Annotated in this window: 12 protein-coding genes and 1 pseudogene; 4 read left to right on the plus strand and 9 right to left on the minus strand. The window is 50.7% G+C overall.

What is annotated here, in order from left to right; translation table 11 throughout:
- Window positions 1–2: 2 nt before the first annotated feature.
- From ACO0U8_RS14405 to ACO0U8_RS14435, 7 genes are all read right to left on the minus strand, one after another.
- A complete protein-coding gene (locus tag ACO0U8_RS14405) occupies window positions 3–1,346 on the minus strand; it encodes a hypothetical protein (protein WP_421671052.1) in 1,344 nt (447 codons plus the stop codon).
- A gap of 28 nt (window positions 1,347–1,374) precedes the next feature.
- On the minus strand, window positions 1,375–1,947 hold the full coding sequence (locus ACO0U8_RS14410) for a molecular chaperone DnaJ (RefSeq protein ID WP_183849056.1): 573 nt from the start codon (window positions 1,945–1,947) through the stop codon (window positions 1,375–1,377).
- A 4-nt stretch (window positions 1,948–1,951) separates the two neighbouring features.
- A complete protein-coding gene (locus tag ACO0U8_RS14415; RefSeq protein ID WP_136375788.1) occupies window positions 1,952–3,637 on the minus strand; it encodes an Hsp70 family protein in 1,686 nt (561 codons plus the stop codon).
- Between the two features lie 281 nt (window positions 3,638–3,918).
- A complete protein-coding gene (locus tag ACO0U8_RS14420; RefSeq protein WP_421671053.1) occupies window positions 3,919–4,131 on the minus strand; it encodes a KTSC domain-containing protein in 213 nt (70 codons plus the stop codon).
- A gap of 16 nt (window positions 4,132–4,147) precedes the next feature.
- On the minus strand, window positions 4,148–5,908 hold the full coding sequence (locus tag ACO0U8_RS14425; protein WP_421671054.1) for an ATP-binding protein: 1,761 nt from the start codon (window positions 5,906–5,908) through the stop codon (window positions 4,148–4,150).
- Window positions 5,898–7,091, minus strand: coding sequence for an SIR2 family protein (locus ACO0U8_RS14430; RefSeq protein ID WP_421671055.1), 1,194 nt, complete (start codon window positions 7,089–7,091; stop codon window positions 5,898–5,900). Before ACO0U8_RS14430 ends, ACO0U8_RS14425 begins: the two co-directional genes overlap by 11 nt.
- Before the next feature lie 118 nt (window positions 7,092–7,209).
- Entirely contained in the window at window positions 7,210–7,746 is a 537-nt protein-coding gene (locus ACO0U8_RS14435) for a recombinase family protein (RefSeq protein WP_421671056.1), read from the minus strand.
- Between the two features lie 158 nt (window positions 7,747–7,904).
- Here ACO0U8_RS14435 and ACO0U8_RS14440 point away from each other — a divergent pair.
- From ACO0U8_RS14440 to ACO0U8_RS14455, 4 genes and pseudogenes are all read left to right on the plus strand, one after another.
- Window positions 7,905–8,219 (plus strand): annotated as a pseudogene (locus ACO0U8_RS14440) (DUF4158 domain-containing protein); the annotation flags it as partial.
- The gene (locus tag ACO0U8_RS14445) at window positions 8,143–8,442 is read left to right on the plus strand and encodes a Tn3 family transposase (protein WP_421671057.1); all 300 of its coding nucleotides are present in this window, start codon (window positions 8,143–8,145) and stop codon (window positions 8,440–8,442) included. The pseudogene ACO0U8_RS14440 and the gene ACO0U8_RS14445, both read left to right, overlap by 77 nt.
- A gap of 125 nt (window positions 8,443–8,567) precedes the next feature.
- On the plus strand, window positions 8,568–9,179 hold the full coding sequence (locus tag ACO0U8_RS14450; RefSeq protein ID WP_421671058.1) for a TetR/AcrR family transcriptional regulator: 612 nt from the start codon (window positions 8,568–8,570) through the stop codon (window positions 9,177–9,179).
- A 125-nt stretch (window positions 9,180–9,304) separates the two neighbouring features.
- Complete coding sequence (locus ACO0U8_RS14455) at window positions 9,305–9,985, plus strand: type 1 glutamine amidotransferase domain-containing protein (protein WP_136375790.1); 681 nt, start codon at window positions 9,305–9,307, stop codon at window positions 9,983–9,985.
- A gap of 78 nt (window positions 9,986–10,063) precedes the next feature.
- Here the strand turns inward: ACO0U8_RS14455 and ACO0U8_RS14460 are convergent, their stop codons facing one another.
- Window positions 10,064–12,424: a virulence factor SrfC family protein gene (locus ACO0U8_RS14460; protein WP_421671059.1), complete on the minus strand. Its 2,361-nt coding sequence runs from the start codon at window positions 12,422–12,424 to the stop codon at window positions 10,064–10,066.
- Window positions 12,421–15,393, minus strand: a complete 2,973-nt coding sequence (locus tag ACO0U8_RS14465) for a virulence factor SrfB (RefSeq protein WP_122096687.1) — start codon at window positions 15,391–15,393, stop codon at window positions 12,421–12,423. Before ACO0U8_RS14465 ends, ACO0U8_RS14460 begins: the two co-directional genes overlap by 4 nt.
- Window positions 15,394–15,397 lie beyond the last annotated feature (4 nt).

A 15,397-nucleotide genomic window follows, 5' to 3' on the forward strand; every position in this document is an offset into this window, starting at 1 on the left:
TCTTAGCGAAACCCCACGGCAATCAGCAGCGAATAGACAAACAGCAGCATGATAAAGGCCACGACACTGACGGTCCCGCGGCTTTTCCTCACCACCTCCCACGGCAATATCATCAGTAACGTCAACGCATTTAACGGCACGCTGTACCACTTCCAGGTTTTAGGTGCCATCATCCAGAGCACACAAAAACTGCTGGCGCTGAGGACGCCGTAATGGGTGACCGCCATGACCAGGTTTCCTGCATCCGGAGCAAATACCCTGAAGAAGCCGAGCATTATTTTTACGATGATCGCGATTGAGAGCAGCGACAGCAGACATTGGGCCACACACAGCCCGCGCGGCCGGTAGCGTAATTTTCGCTCCAGATACGGGTAACCGTGAAGATATAAGCCAACGATCGCGATAAGCAACAGGCGAGAGCGCCACGGCTGAGGATGCTCACGCGTCGCCAGCATGATCAGCAAAAGCCAGAAACCGTTCAGGAACACCGTTCCCCAGCGCAGCATCAGCCGGGTTTCAGCCAGGGTATTGAGCAAAACCGAATTCAGGCGCGGTAACAACGCCGGATAATGCATCCTGATTTCCCTGAGTTTTTGACTCAGAGACGACATAAAATCAGGCACCAGTTTTGCCCACCAGGGGACGGTGGCACCTTCCACGGTCAGTAACCTCAGACGCAGCCGGTTCAACGCAGACCCCTGATATTCACGCATCATCACCGACCAGTAATGATTCGCACCGGTCATTTCAATCTGTGCCTGAAGCGCCTGCAGCCGTCGGGCGGAAATACCCGCAGGCTGATAATTGTCGATCTCCCAGCCCATGATGGCGGAAACCTGGCTCAGTAACGTCGAATACAATCCTTCGCGCTCGCTGAGTTGCCCGGCAATTTCCTGACTGAACATCTCCCGCAGTTCGAGATTTTGCAGTAAATCACTCTGCAAATAACTTTCCAGCCGGTTCAAACCCGTGATTTCGTCATCCATCATTGCATCAATGATCTGAGGGATTTGCTCAAGCACCTGGCTGCGTAACAGATAGACACTGTCGGGTTCTGGCGGCAATTCATCGACCATTTCGTACGGGATGAATCTGTCCGTCAGGGGAGCGGTAAGGTTATCGTCAGGACGCGCGCTTTTCGTGACAACGTCACTTAAAACGTCCTCATTTCCCTGATTCTTCGCGGCATCGAAGGCTTCACGCAGGCGCTGATAGCCCTGCGGATCCTGATCCGGTCGCGTATTTTTCAGCTGGCGGGCATAAGCCCGTTTAATCTCACTGAGATCCTGAGTCGGCTCAATGCCTAATACCGACCATATTCCCTGGCTGCTCATCGAATCACCCACGTCGCTAATCCTGAATAGAAAAAGAGCATCAGTCGTCACTCCACAGCATGCCCGAATCCGCCTGATAACGGCGCCCGGTGGTCTTTTCAATCTGCTGGTACAGCGCCTGAAGCTGATAAATTGAAATCCCGACCGGCTGATAATGGTCGATTTCCCATTCCATCATCGCCGCCACCTGCTCAAGCACAGACGGCGTCAGTCCTTCACGTTCCGCCAAATCCCAGGCCAGTTGCTGACTGAACATTTCGCGCATCTGAAGGTTTTGCAGTAAATCATCCGACAGGCAGGCAAACAGCTGCACCAGACCGGCTTGCTCATTTGACAGCAGCAGGGTAACGGCGTCGCACACCAGGGCGTGCACCTGCATCTGGCGGATCAGGGATTCATCGGTAAGCGCCATCAGAGGCAACGGGCAGGTGACAATGTCACTTTCTGCCCAAAAGTATTCTCCACGTCTGGCGGATTCAAACGCCTCGCGCAACTGCTGATAAGCGTCGGGATCCTGATCTGGCCGCGTTTTTTTCAGCTGAAGGGCATACGCCCGTTTGATCACCGTGATGTCCTGGGTGGGTTCTATGCCAAGAACGGACCAGATCTCCACCGGGTTATTCCCAGTTCCGGCGTAAATGCACCAGCAGCGCTTCAAACTCCTTGCGGGCTTCGGCAATCCGCCGCGCATCCTGCGAATCAAGAACATGCTCAAAATGATAAAGCTGACTGGCGATGAACTGGCGCTGCTCGCCGAGACTCTGCTCATAATACGCGTTGGCTTCGGCCACCAGCTGGCGATTGACCAGTTGCTCACGCGGATGCTGTTTGATGCTTTCCAGCTTCAACAAACTTTCGGTAATTTGTGCCGGCGTCAGGCTGCCCGGTGCCTTTTCAATCACCAGCTTTTCCAGTTTACCGGTGCCGGAGATCAGGCATTCCACTTCAAGAATGCCGTCGAGCGTATAAGTGAAACGCACGTCAGCGGTCATTTCACCCGCCGGACGCGCAGGCACATCCACCTGCAGCGAACCGAGTAAAATATTGTCCGTTACCCGGCGCGCTTCGCCCTGATAAATCGACACATCCAGCTGTTTTTGCTGATCGGAAATCGTGGTGATGGTTTCCACCCGGCTGACCGGCACAAAGCTATTTCGTTCGATCAGCGGCAGGAAATGGCCGCCTTCATAGCCATCGCCTTTAGGGCGCGAAATGCCGATGCCGAGCGTAAAGGGCATGACATCGGTCAGCACGATGTCATCGAGCGCCTGATCCTGCATCGCCAGCCCGGCCTGAATACCGGCACCCAGCGCCACGGCTTCGTCCGGTTGCAGTTCACTGCGCGGGAAACGCCCGAACAGACGCGCCACCGCCTGACGAACCAGCGGCATACGGGTTGCGCCGCCCACCAGCACCACGTGGTCCACTTCATCGGCGGAGAATTTGGCATCGCGCAGCGCCTGTATCACTGGTTTTTTCATGCGCTCCAGCGTGCTTTCACAGCATTGCGCCAATATGTCGGGGGTCAGCGTCCAGTTCAGCGAGAGCTCTTTCCACTGGTATCTCAGCGTCGCGCTGTCTTCGGTGGTCAGCTGGCACTTAGCCTTTTCTGCCAGCGTAATCAGTTGGCCGAAGAGCGCGGTGTCCTCTTTATCCAGCTGCGGATATTGCGCCAGCATCCAGCCGACCAGGCTGCGGGTAAAATCATCGCCACCGAGGAATACGTCACCGCTGCTGGCGCGCACTTCAATGACGCCTTCGAACATATCAATGATCGAAACATCAAAAGTGCCGCCGCCCAGATCGAACACCAGGAATTTTTGTTCCTGCTGATTCACCAGCCCGTATGCCAGCGACGCCGCCGTCGGTTCGTTCAGCAGGCGTTCGACATGTAACCCCGCCAGTTCACCGGCCGCTTTCACCGCTTTACGTTGAATATCGTTGAAATAAGCGGGGACGGTGATAATCGCCTTGGTGATCTCACACCCGCAATGCTGCTCCACATCGGCTTTCAGGCTGCGCAGCAGCAGGGCGGAGAGCTCTTCCGCACGAAAATATTGCTTACCGAGACGGAACTGATGATCGGTCCCCATGAAGCGCTTAAAACTTGAAAGGGTGAGATGAGGATGCGTGAACAATCGTGCATGCGCGGGGGCGCCGACCAATATGTGGCCGTCATCGTCCAGCCCGACCACCGAAGGCGTCAGATTTTTTCCATAAACGTTAGGGATCAGAACGGAACCACCGTCCTGCCAGAGAGCCACCGCGCAGTTTGACGTGCCTAAATCAATCCCAATCAACATCCGTATGACCCCAGAGGCGTAAGCTGAATACAACTGAAAGAAGTTTCATCGGCCAAATTTACAGAAAGTTGAGGTAATTTTGTAGATTGCGCGATGAAATCTTGACGAAAAACTGACGTTTAGCCTCAATACAGGGTATGAGGGCCAATGGGGCGAAAACCTAGCTCAGCTATAGACAATCAAATAAATAACTTATTAACCACCGTTTTACTCATCATGATTAGCAAAAATAGTGACTACCACCGATCAACTGTATAGTTCAGTGGTAGCCTATCTGTACATTATCCTACTTGTGACTCGCGATAATTTTTCTTTATGAAACTATGAAAAAATTTGCCGTGTGATTCAGCCCCATCAAATTCATACCAAGTTGTAAGTGGAAAATCATGGTAGTTCCATACAGCTCCAGTATTAAATTCAATCTCTAATGTAGAAATAGATTCATCGTACCCAATACTCCGAATCATGCTTGATGAAACACTTCTTCTTTCCATATTTACGCTCCATTGATTAGATTTTCTGTTCACGTATTTTAGTTACAACGGTTTTATAGTTATCAGCATCCAGAGAGAATTCTTTGGTCCAACATTCTATTAACTTTGGATCTTCACTGGTTGGCCTTGGGTGATTCAATTTCAACCTAACTCGAGAAGGAATCTTTATAGCTTCACCTGAAATAACGGCCTCACCTATACGCAAAGATGCAAGAAGATCCATAAGACTATTTAGATTATCGGGTGCGGATGATTTTACTATAGATTGGTCGCTTGAATTGGTAAGCCGAAGCGCTATCAGCGTGCCAATTTGGGAAATTATAGTCTCCGACAACTCTGAAGGACGTTGAGAAATGACTAGTGCTCCCACTCCAAATTTCCTTCCCTCTTTAAATATTTTTTCAACCGCAGCTTTTGAATAATTACTCTTGTCATTTTTCCCTAGATACGTATGAGCTTCCTCGAAGGCTAAGAGCAGTGGCCTTTGCTTACCGGTATAAGACTCTTTACGCCCCCAAAACATGCTGTCGTAAACAAAACGTGTAATCAAGCCTATGGTTATGTCTAGTACCTCAAACGGGACACCGCTAAGATCTAGTATTGTTAATCTTTGCTTGCATCCTATCCAATCCGCGAGTAAATCATGCAAATCTTTTTCAGAGTCTGCCGTTTTATAATCTCCAGGATTGAATAAAAAGTCATATCTCGTATCTCTTAACCGAGAAAGTAATTTTTTCTCATAAGAAAAATACTCCATATGTTTAGACTTATAAGGTGCTAAATTACCCATTGAGTAAGGCTCAAATGTCGCTGGTGTCAATGTTTCTGCGTCTCCAGCATTCTTTTCTTTAGCAGTTTTCTTGGTTTGCTCATCTTTCATTGTGGAAGAAAATGATGCGTTAAGAAACCAATTCATCTCATGCCATAACCGCCTTGCGCTAAAAGGAATAGGCGAATCCGCTGTAACAAGATCTACATCAACAACACCTGCCTTTAAATTTATATTTTCCTTCTTCAATTCGGTTACGAGGTCCCTCAGTAAACGATATTCTATTTTCTGCTCATCACGATGATCGGCACCGACTAAGAAATATGCCAGTTCTTCGAAGGTCATCAACCAGAAAGGTATTATTAATGGGGAGCCCTCTTCGTTAATTTTCAGAACCTTGGCATCAGGAAATGCAGAGGCATATTCGCCGTGTGGGTCTACCAATATAATCCTTGAACCAACATAACCATGTAGAATAGATTTCAGTATGCTGACAGTAGTATTTGATTTTCCGCTACCTGTTGAGCCTAAAATACCACAGTGACGTAAAATTAAGTTATGAGTATCTACATAGACACCTAAATTTTCAGATGAAGAATGCTTCCCAATTTCAATGGAACCAGTATCCTTTTCTCCATAAATTTCAAATAGATCATGTTCAATCACAAGATGTACTTCATCACCTATTGTAGGATAAGTACCAACCCCTTTCTCAAACTCACTGTCACCTATTTTCTCGCCAATTAGTTGTACTGAAAGGAATTTTGAGCTCATTCTATGCTCATCATCACTGCTATCTGCAAATGGTCTGTCACTTACCGCAGCAACGATAGCGTAGATAGTAATATTTCCCATTGGCATTTTTACAAATGTGCCGATCTGACCAATTTTATATAATCGACCATTTATTATTGGCGCTGCGGAAGGTATTTCTGATGAAACCTCTACCTCTACAGTACTGGAATCCACACGAATAACCTTTCCTAAATATGTAGAGTCAGTCTTCATTTATAGAAACCTCAATCTCGCTACTACGGCCAGAATTACCGACTAAGAACTCAACCAAATAGTTAAAATCGCCAAGCAAGAATTGTTCATCTTTAGCATTCCAAAAACCATCACACTTTTCTTTGCTTTTTAGCTCGGATTGATCAAGTGACCATTTTCCTAACGTTCCGTTTATAATCGCAGTAGTTGGACCGAAGACAGACAGATTTAGATATCCGGCTGAGAGTGAATGCAATTTTTTGACTTCACTGTCCGCATAAAAAAAGACAACGACACTAAGTCTGTTGTTTTGCCTCAAGCAATTAAAAATGATTTCATTTATATGCTGATCTAAAAAAGAATATCCAGTGAAAATGAATAAGAGTTCACCGCTAAGCAGATAGTTTTTAAGGCGATCGAAGTAAACCAAAAACGGTTGCCTCCGAGATAGATCATATTTTTCCTTTGATGGATAGATTACTATTTCATTTTTTTCTTCTTCAATTTTATCTATTTTCCCAAGGCGTATAACTTTATGCGATTTAAGATTGTCTCTTTTTTTCCAAAACCAGCTAAGAGAACCATGTATTTTCCATAATCGAATCCAGTTCTGAGTTAGGTCATTTCTACGAACAAGTGTTTCGACACTTTCTTGCCAAAAAAATGGTTCGTAAGAACCAACAAAACCATCAAAATATGGTGCTCGAATAGCCTCAAGAGATTTCTCTATTACCAGATCATAATTTGTAGTAAAAATTTCTTTTGAAAAATCTCTGTTTTGCATGTTTAACCATGCGAAAAATTTCTTTGGTGCAGTCAGATTAGCGCCAACTTCTTTCTCTGTAATCATATTATAAATATTTCTACAAATTTCAACATCCAGATCACGTGCGTTTATTCCAGAAACTCCAAGGAATTCTCTATCAGGCCTTTCTTCAGTTATTTCTCGAATCCTTCTTACTTGATTAAGAATATCCTCAATGCTAATTGTCTCATCAGGTTTTTTTAAGTCATTTTTAATGGTATTAAAAAATTTTAATAATGGCTCTTTTAATGCACTTTCAATTTTAACTGTTAGCTGAGATATATTTGGTAAGCCCAAAGCACAGGAGGTACCGGCCCCCATAAAAAAACCAATATTTTTAGCGTAGGATAACTGACTTTTTAGCTCACGAATCTCTTTAAGTAAATTTATATCTTCCATAGCTTACGTTTTCCTATGATGAATTTTTGTTGTTATACCTATCCTCTACATTAAATAGGTTTTCTTCAACCGCAGTTAATATTATCTTTCTGATAACCTTAGATTTTTTTCCAATTTTTTAAACCGAAAATAAGTAGCCAGAAAAACCCCAGTCCTTTCTAGGATTATTTTTTTCTGATTGCTTCTGATTGATAAGCTGTCTGACAAATCCTGCTTTCGATTGAGGCTTCCTTCCAAATATTACACCGGATGCCATTGCTACAATTCTGCCATCATTGGTGCGTTCCAGAATACGTCCACGTTCAGCTACAGCTACAGCCGCAAGTATCTGAATCAGTATTTTCCCCATAGTCCCTTCAGTACTTAGTCCGTTCTCAAGAAAACGAATGGCTATTCCCTTTTTATAGCAAGTATCAACAATGGTCATCATGTCTGCGGTATTGCGACCAAGCCGATCCATTTTGGTACAAATTATGATGTCATCCTTTTCTGCACGAGCAAGCAGCCGTAGTAATCCTTCGCGTTCATCCGTGGCCCCAGACATCATATCGGTTAAAATCCGGTCATCTCTTACACCTACAGATTTAAGCTCTGTAATCTGTACCGTCAATTTCTGATGGCTGGTTGATACTCTTGCATATCCCAGTAATGCCATATTGGTCTCACAAATCGATATTGATACTGCGTAGTATCAGAAAGCATAAATTGCAATTTCTGATAATCATTTATGGCGCCGCTTCTAATAGTCTTAAAACTTATAACATTTGAGATAGTTAAAAATAGACCTAAGTCATAGTTGCGCAAGGAGTGCCAATGGCTAATGATTTTTTAACTGAAGAGCAGAAGCAAAATTATGGACGTTATGCAGCGGAACCGAATGAGGTGCAACAGTCCCGCTATTTTATTCTGGATGAAAATGACCTGGCATTCATAGCACAACGACGATGAGATCAGAACCGACTTGGTATAGCCCTTCAACTGACGTCAGTCCGATTTTTAAGAGCGTTCCTGTCTGATTTGACTCTGGTTCCGCACAACGTACAAACCTTTGTTGCCAGGCAGCTTTCAATCAGTCGGACTGATATTCTGGCTGAGTACGCAAAACGAGAACCAATCCGTTGGGAGCATTACGCCCAAATCAAAAAGTATTGTTTTTTGGAATACGCAGTATATGCAGGAAGCCCTTGGACATATCAATAATGATAGCCAACCTACTGAAATTAATGAAGAAGACATGTCCAGATTATCACCGTTGATGCATGGCCATATCAATATGTTAGATCATTACTCATTCACCTTGTCTGAAAATGTAATAAAAGGTGAACTAAGACTTTTTAAATCAACAAGTTAACGAACATATAGACGATTAGCGTAGGTTTCGCCCCATTGGCCCTCAAACCTCAATACAGAATCTCAGCAGCGACTTTTTTCAAATAACCACTAGACGACTGGTCTAATTCAATATAGATTGAGCCCATGAACACGACAAAAGCATCTGACACAGGCAAGACCGATCACCGTAAGCACATTCTCGATGTGGGGCAGTCACTCATGGCGAAGAAAGGCTTCTCGGCCGTCGGCCTGAATGAAATTCTGACCACCGCATCCGTTCCGAAGGGTTCTTTTTACCATTACTTCAGTTCGAAAGATGCGTTTGGCGAAGAACTGCTGAAAAGCTATTTTCAGGATTACCACGCTGAAATGGATGCCACGTTTTCACAGCCCGGCCTGACCATGGCGCAGCGGCTGATGAATTACTGGCAGCAGTGGCAGGAGAGTCAGTCTTTTTACGACTGTCAGGGAAAATGCCTCGCCGTCAAACTCGGCGCAGAAGTGGCGGATCTCTCTGAATCGATGCGTCAGGCGCTTGATGCAGGCACCTCCGGCATTATCAGCCGCATCGCGAAAGTGATTGAAACCGGCGTTGAAGAAGGGTCGATGAGCGTCACTGATAAACCGCTGATGGCTGCACAAGGGCTGTATCAGCTGTGGCTGGGCTCGAGCGTGATGGTGAAAATTGTGCGCAATACGCAACCTTTTGACGCTGCCATGGCAATGACACAACAGATTATCCATCCACCTCGCTAAAAGGATGGTCAGAGAATACACCTCGCGCTGAGGTGTTTTTTTGAAAGTAATTACAAGACGACTGGTCTACTATTACTGGTCTACTATCAAAGACAACCTGCAACATCACAAACGGGATACACAACATGAAAATTCTGATGGTTCTGACTTCACACGACACACTGGGTAACACTGGCCGCAAAACCGGTTTCTGGCTCGAAGAGCTTGCAGCGCCTTACTACGCGTTCAAAGATGCAGGCGCAGACATTGTGCTGGCCTCACCGGCTGGCGGCCAGCCACCGCTGGATCCGAAAAGCAATGAGCCGGACTTCCAGACAGAACAAACCCACCGCTTTGAAGCCGATGCGCAGGCCAACGCCCAGCTGGCAGACACAGTGCGTCTGGACAGCGTTTCGCAGGCTGATTTCGACGCCGTATTCTACCCGGGCGGCCACGGTCCATTGTGGGATCTGGCAGAAGATAAACACTCCATTGAACTGATCGAATCGTTCATCGCTGCCAGTAAACCTGTGGCGCTGGTGTGTCATGCGCCGGGCGTGCTGCGTCACGTGAAAGATGAGCAGGGCAATCCGCTGGTTCAGGGCAAAAAAGTCACCGGTTTTACCAATACCGAAGAAGAAGCGGTTGGCCTGACCGACGTGGTGCCTTTCCTGGTGGAAGATGAGCTGAAAAAACTGGGGGGTGTCTATTCCAAAGGCGCTGACTGGGGTTCTTACGTGGTACGTGAAGGCCTGCTGATCACCGGACAAAACCCGGGTTCTTCTGCGGAAGCCGCGGTACTGCTGGTTGATCAACTGAACAAATAATCCGCTGCAACAAACATGGCCGCACGCGCCATAAAATAAAACCGGAACATCACGCTGATGTTCCGGTTTATGTATTTATCACTCCGCGGTTTTTAACGCCTTCAGCAAACGCTCCAGACCTTCACGCTGCGACAACGGAATTTCCCCGCCGGCGGCATAGCCCGCATTGCGCATGATGCTTTCCTGTAAACCGACCAGCCAGTCGTAAATATAAAACGCGGTGGCATTGGCTGGCGCAGCGGAGAGTTTGGTCAGGCGCTGGGTCGATTTCCAGCTGGCAACGCTTTTCTGCGGTTTGGCAAAAATCTTGCTGCCTTTATTGATGCGGCTTTCCGGGCGTTGCGCCTCGCTCAGTTTTTCAAAACCCAGCCAGGCGACAAAATCGCCTAACACGGTCAGCGCGCGGGAAACCTGACGGTCAGCGTGATGCTCGTGTTCACGCGTACCGGCGGGCAGAGCGCCGCCCAGCGTGCGGATCAGCGCATCGCCCATTTCCAGACGGAAACTGGCGGTAATCAGCTCTTCCATCAGTAATTCGACGGTGGGTTTGGCCACGCCAATCAGCGCAATCAGCGGTTCGTTTTCCGGCAAACTGCGTAAATGGTTGACCCAGTAACGCTGTACCTGCCGCGCAAACGCGGTGCCGTCATCGGCTTTTTCCTGCCAGACCTGCGTATCCTGCTGTTCAGCAAACAGATCGATATTGATGCCGATACCAAAACTTTCCACGCCTGCCTCATCCTGCACGCGGGCGTCGTCGGGCTGTTCGGACAGTTCCCGGTAAATACGGTGCAGCTCATCCCGTCCCGGCAACAGTTTTTCCAGCAGTTCGCCGTGAACGCCGGTTCGGGTTTGCAACGCCTTGATCACGGTCTGTACAGTGCGCTGTTTCTGTGCCGGATCCGCCGTTTCACCTTCCTGATACCAGCTGCCCAGCAGATTATCGGCCAGTTCGCGGCGTAACTCATCGCGCTGTTCGGCCAGACGGTTGAGCCGGATTTCAGGGCGAATTTCCGCCACCAGATAATCAGCCATACGCTGTAACCCGCGATCGTCCATGGCCAGCAGTGCGCCCCAGGCATCACCCGGATTCCCCACATGGCGCTGTACCGCTTCATCGTAATGTACCGATTCGGTCATACGGCGGTCGAACGGCGTCAGCACCCAGACCAGACCCGGTTTGCGGCGGCTGCGCACCTGCGGATTCTCGCCGTGCATCTCTTTCACCCAGTGTTCCAGCGTGCGGCCAACGGCGACCACATCGTCACGGCGGTCAGCGGCGGTGCACACCATCAGCATGTTCATTTCATGGCGATCGGCATAACGCTCCGGCAGACAGGCGATCTTGGCGCGAAACAGCGGAGTGATGTCGTCCTCGCCGTCAACCTCTTCCTCCGCCGCGCCGTAGCCCGGCAGATCCAGCAGGTCGATCTCTTCAAACAGCGCTTCACGCGGAGGAGAAAGCAGGGGGATCTGCACTTCGGCGGCCAGCATCGTCAGCTCTTCCAGTGACAACGTCACCGGCGCATGGCTTTCACCCGCGAATTCCGGGCAAACAGAAATCTCAATATCATAAGCCGGGGACTGACTGAAAATGCCGTCGGCCGGTTGCATTGCGTCATCCACTAACACGCTCAGCGGTGCGAGCAGACTCTGCGCGCCGCCCAGATGTTGCAGCGTGTGCGCGTAATGGCGATACGCCGTCGTCAGCGCGGGGACGTTGCCCCACAGCAGGGAGAACAGGCGTGCGCGATCGTCGATATTCAGGTACGGGGCGAGCTGCACTGCAACAGGCCAGTAGTGGGCATTCAGGTGACGGAAGCGACGCGCGTCGAGACGAATCATGGAATCCCATAATCCCATCATCTCCTCACCCCGGAATCCTGGCACCGGCAGCGGCTGACGGTGCATCATCAGCTTGTTCAGATGTTCGGTGATCTGCTGCGTATCCGGGACGTGGTAGTGCGCATCAGGCCGGAAGGCGCGCACCATAATGCGGGCCAGATCGGCCTCATTGAGCAGCAGCACCCGCACCGGAAACGCGCGGTCTTTCACCTCAGTCTGACGGGTAAAGCGGGTCGCCAGACGCGCAGCGCGGTTACCCGGGTTAATCTGTGTCAGGTAATCGAGCGTGACGCCGCCCAGGCGCGTTTCGAGACGCCCGTAGTTGCCGGCGGCCAGTGCGCAAATCAGATAAGATTTTCCGGCCTGAGAATGGCCGTAAAAGCCCAGCGTCTGCGGCAGTTGTGTCGCCTGCGTCAGACGGCGGGCTTTATCGCGGCAGCGTTTAAGTTGCAGATTCAGGCGATCCGCTTCCAGATCCAGACGCGGTGCCTGTTCGCGGGTCTGTTCCACCCATTCCAGCGCGTCGCCGATGGTGTCATCGAGGTGCGCGAATTGCTGTTGCAGCAGGTCGGTGCTTAACGTTGTTGTGGTCATGAAACAAATACGCTCCCACTGTCGATCCAGTAATAGTTCTCGCCCAGTGTGTTCAGCCGAAGTCGCAGATGGTGAGACGGCACTTTGGTGCCGTTATCCAGCACTGCGCTGGCGATGTCGAAATATTCCGGCGTCGGGTGATCTTCCCCTTTTTTCACCGCCAGTTTCACGCGCAGCACGCTGTCACCGGCGACTTTACGCGCCAGCTCCGGCTCGGCGATAGACAGGGTATACAGCGGTGATGCGGGCCAGCGCTCATTTTCAAGCTGACGGAAGCCCAGACAGATCGCCCCGCGGATGCGGAAGTTGGCCGCGCCGTCGAGTTTATAATCGTGGGCATCGAGATCGATGTCGCTGTAACAGACGTTATCGTCGGTGAGCGCCTGATTGCCGTCGAGCATCCCGAGATAGCGCACGGTGGAATAAGGCTGAAAATCCCCGGCCTTGAAATAAAAGCCCGGCAGGCGGAGATCCAGCGCCAGCAGGCACAGCATCGCGCCGACGGCGGCGGTGGATTTCGGGTTATCAATGCGGCCCAGTTTATTGAACGGATACCAGCCGCTGGTGTGATAGCCATCCAGCGACAGCATGCGGTTAATCGGCAGCGGTTGCAGGTGGCGGAACAGCGCCTGAATACCGGGGAAGCGCGACGGACGTCCGGTCAGCAGCAACACGTCGCAATCGTGCAGCGACACCACTTCGCACAGCGAACGCAGATTCTGCGTAATGCTCATGCGGTTGGATAAAAACTCGCTGTGCAGCTTGCTCAGTTTCAGCACCAGCGGCGCCTGCATGATGTCGAACATCTCCGAACCGGCAGGCAGCGCGCGCTGGATCTCGCCGTGCAGATAATCGAGCACTTTTTGCGTCGGGCGCTGTTCAAGAAGTTCCGCGAACGGCGCGTCGATTTCGGCATGCGTGTCCAGCGGATCAAAGCCTTCGTACACTTCCAGCACGGCGCGGGCCAGCGGAATAAAAATCTGTAACGTGCTTTGCTGACGCAGCGTGGCGTGGCCGTCCATGCGGCCTTCGCTGCCGAACAGCCGCGTCATCAGGCTGTCAGGGTTCGCCAGACCGGCTTTTTTCAGCGTGGCGTGCAGGGCAGGTAAAATATACAGCTGGATCACGTCCAGCAGGATGTCATCGCCCGCCACCTTAAACCCTTCACGGAACAGCAGGCGCGGGGTGATTTTGACGTTATTGCCCATGCCGTCGTCGAGCCAGTATTGCGTAATGGCTAAATCGGTGGTGCCACCGCCGATATCGATCGAGGCGATACGCAGGGTTTTACCCACCGGTTCGTCATCGGCCAGTTCACGATCGGGGCGTGCCATGCTGGCAAAAAATTCGCCGGTATGGCCGCCGAAATTCACCTGCGTTTCGTTATACAGATAGACCATTTGCCCGCAGGTGGCTTCATCCCACTCCATCTGCACATCCGGCACCGGCATGCGGCTTTTGGCCTTATCGCTCTGGGTTTTGAATCCGTCGTCCGAAGGATGCCAGCCCATGGATTTCCACACCAGACCGATGGCCTCCTGCATGCGGCGGCGGAAGATTTCGCGCTCCGGTTTCGGCATCGCCGAAGGCAGGGTCAGAATGATGTTTCGCAGCTGGCGCGGCGCGGAAGAACGCAGCATTTTGGCGCGCTGGGCAGGGCTGTTGATTTGCATCAGCGCCTGCGCCAGCAGCTCAGAGAGCATCAGCGTCATCACGGAACTGCGGCTGTAGTGTGCGGAAAACACCGGCAGACGTTCCTCCGGTGCCAGATCGGACAGCGGCTGGCCTTCGTCGTTGATCAGAAAAGTCAGCGGCATGGCGGCAGCCACCGGCTCCTGTACCGCGCCGTGGCCGCCCTGGCTGAAACGCCAGCCTGGCGTATAACTGTCTTCATCCCACAAATAGCGGCGCGGGCTGGAAAGTCCGGTGGATCCTTCCGTTCCTTCACGCAACTGGGCCAGACGGCTGGCTTCACGACCGGCGCGCAAAATGGACGGCCAGATGAAAGCGTCATCACGGCCACTTTCAACTGAGAAATTCGGCTTTCCAAAACGCGCCTGTGAGAATTCCACCCGGCTTTCAAACAACTCGTTATAGAGATAATGCGGCTGCGACAGGTCCCGCAGTTGCAGTTCGCTGGTCTGTTTCAGGCCATCGGTTTCACCGACGTGATCTTCCACCAGAATGCCGCAGGTGTGCGAGTTGCCGACGTCCAGAATAAGATCGACGTTGATCGAGGGTTCCTGCAACGTTGCGCCGTTGATCTTCAGTTCAGGGATACCCAGCTGGCTGCCGAGCATGCCCAGCAGATTCAGGTAATGCGCCTGATATTCAAACTCGCGCAGCGCCACTTTGATATTGCGCACTTCACGCAGCTCACGGATCGCCACCTGTTCGGTGAACACTTCACGCAGCCAGCCGTCCACCCAGGTCTGGTCGAGAAAATCGAGCAACTCTTCGTTGTGCCATGCCAGCGCAAAATGAATACCATTCTTCACATCGTCCGGCGTCGGCGCGAGCAGCGACTGTTCGTCATCACCTTCGGCCACACGGGTATCAAATGCGATCACCACGCGATGCGTGCTGCCGTCGGCTTCCGGCGTCTCAAGTGCGCGGATCTGCACCCGCGCCCAGTTATCCGGGCCCGCCATAAAGGTGCGCGGCGGATTGAAGCGCAGAAACGGCAGCGGAAGCCAGATCTGATCCAGCAATTGCAGAGACTGCTCCAGCGGAAAACTGAACTCCGGACGCACCACTTCAGGCGCGCCGCCGTCCAGCCCCGGCAGAAAATGACGGCCACTTTGCGCGTTATACTCCAGACGCAGCAGCGGGCCGTTCGCGCTTTTACGCACGAATTTCGCGGGCAGGGCCTCATCCCAGACAGGTTTTAACGCGAAGTCGAGGAACTGGATCCCGCTGTCCTGAATCAGGGTAATTTTTTGTTTAAAATCAGTAATCGTTGCCAGCATGCTG

This window comes from Rahnella sp. EDr1-12, assembly GCF_049206505.1.
Lineage (GTDB): Bacteria > Pseudomonadota > Gammaproteobacteria > Enterobacterales > Enterobacteriaceae > Rahnella > Rahnella rivi.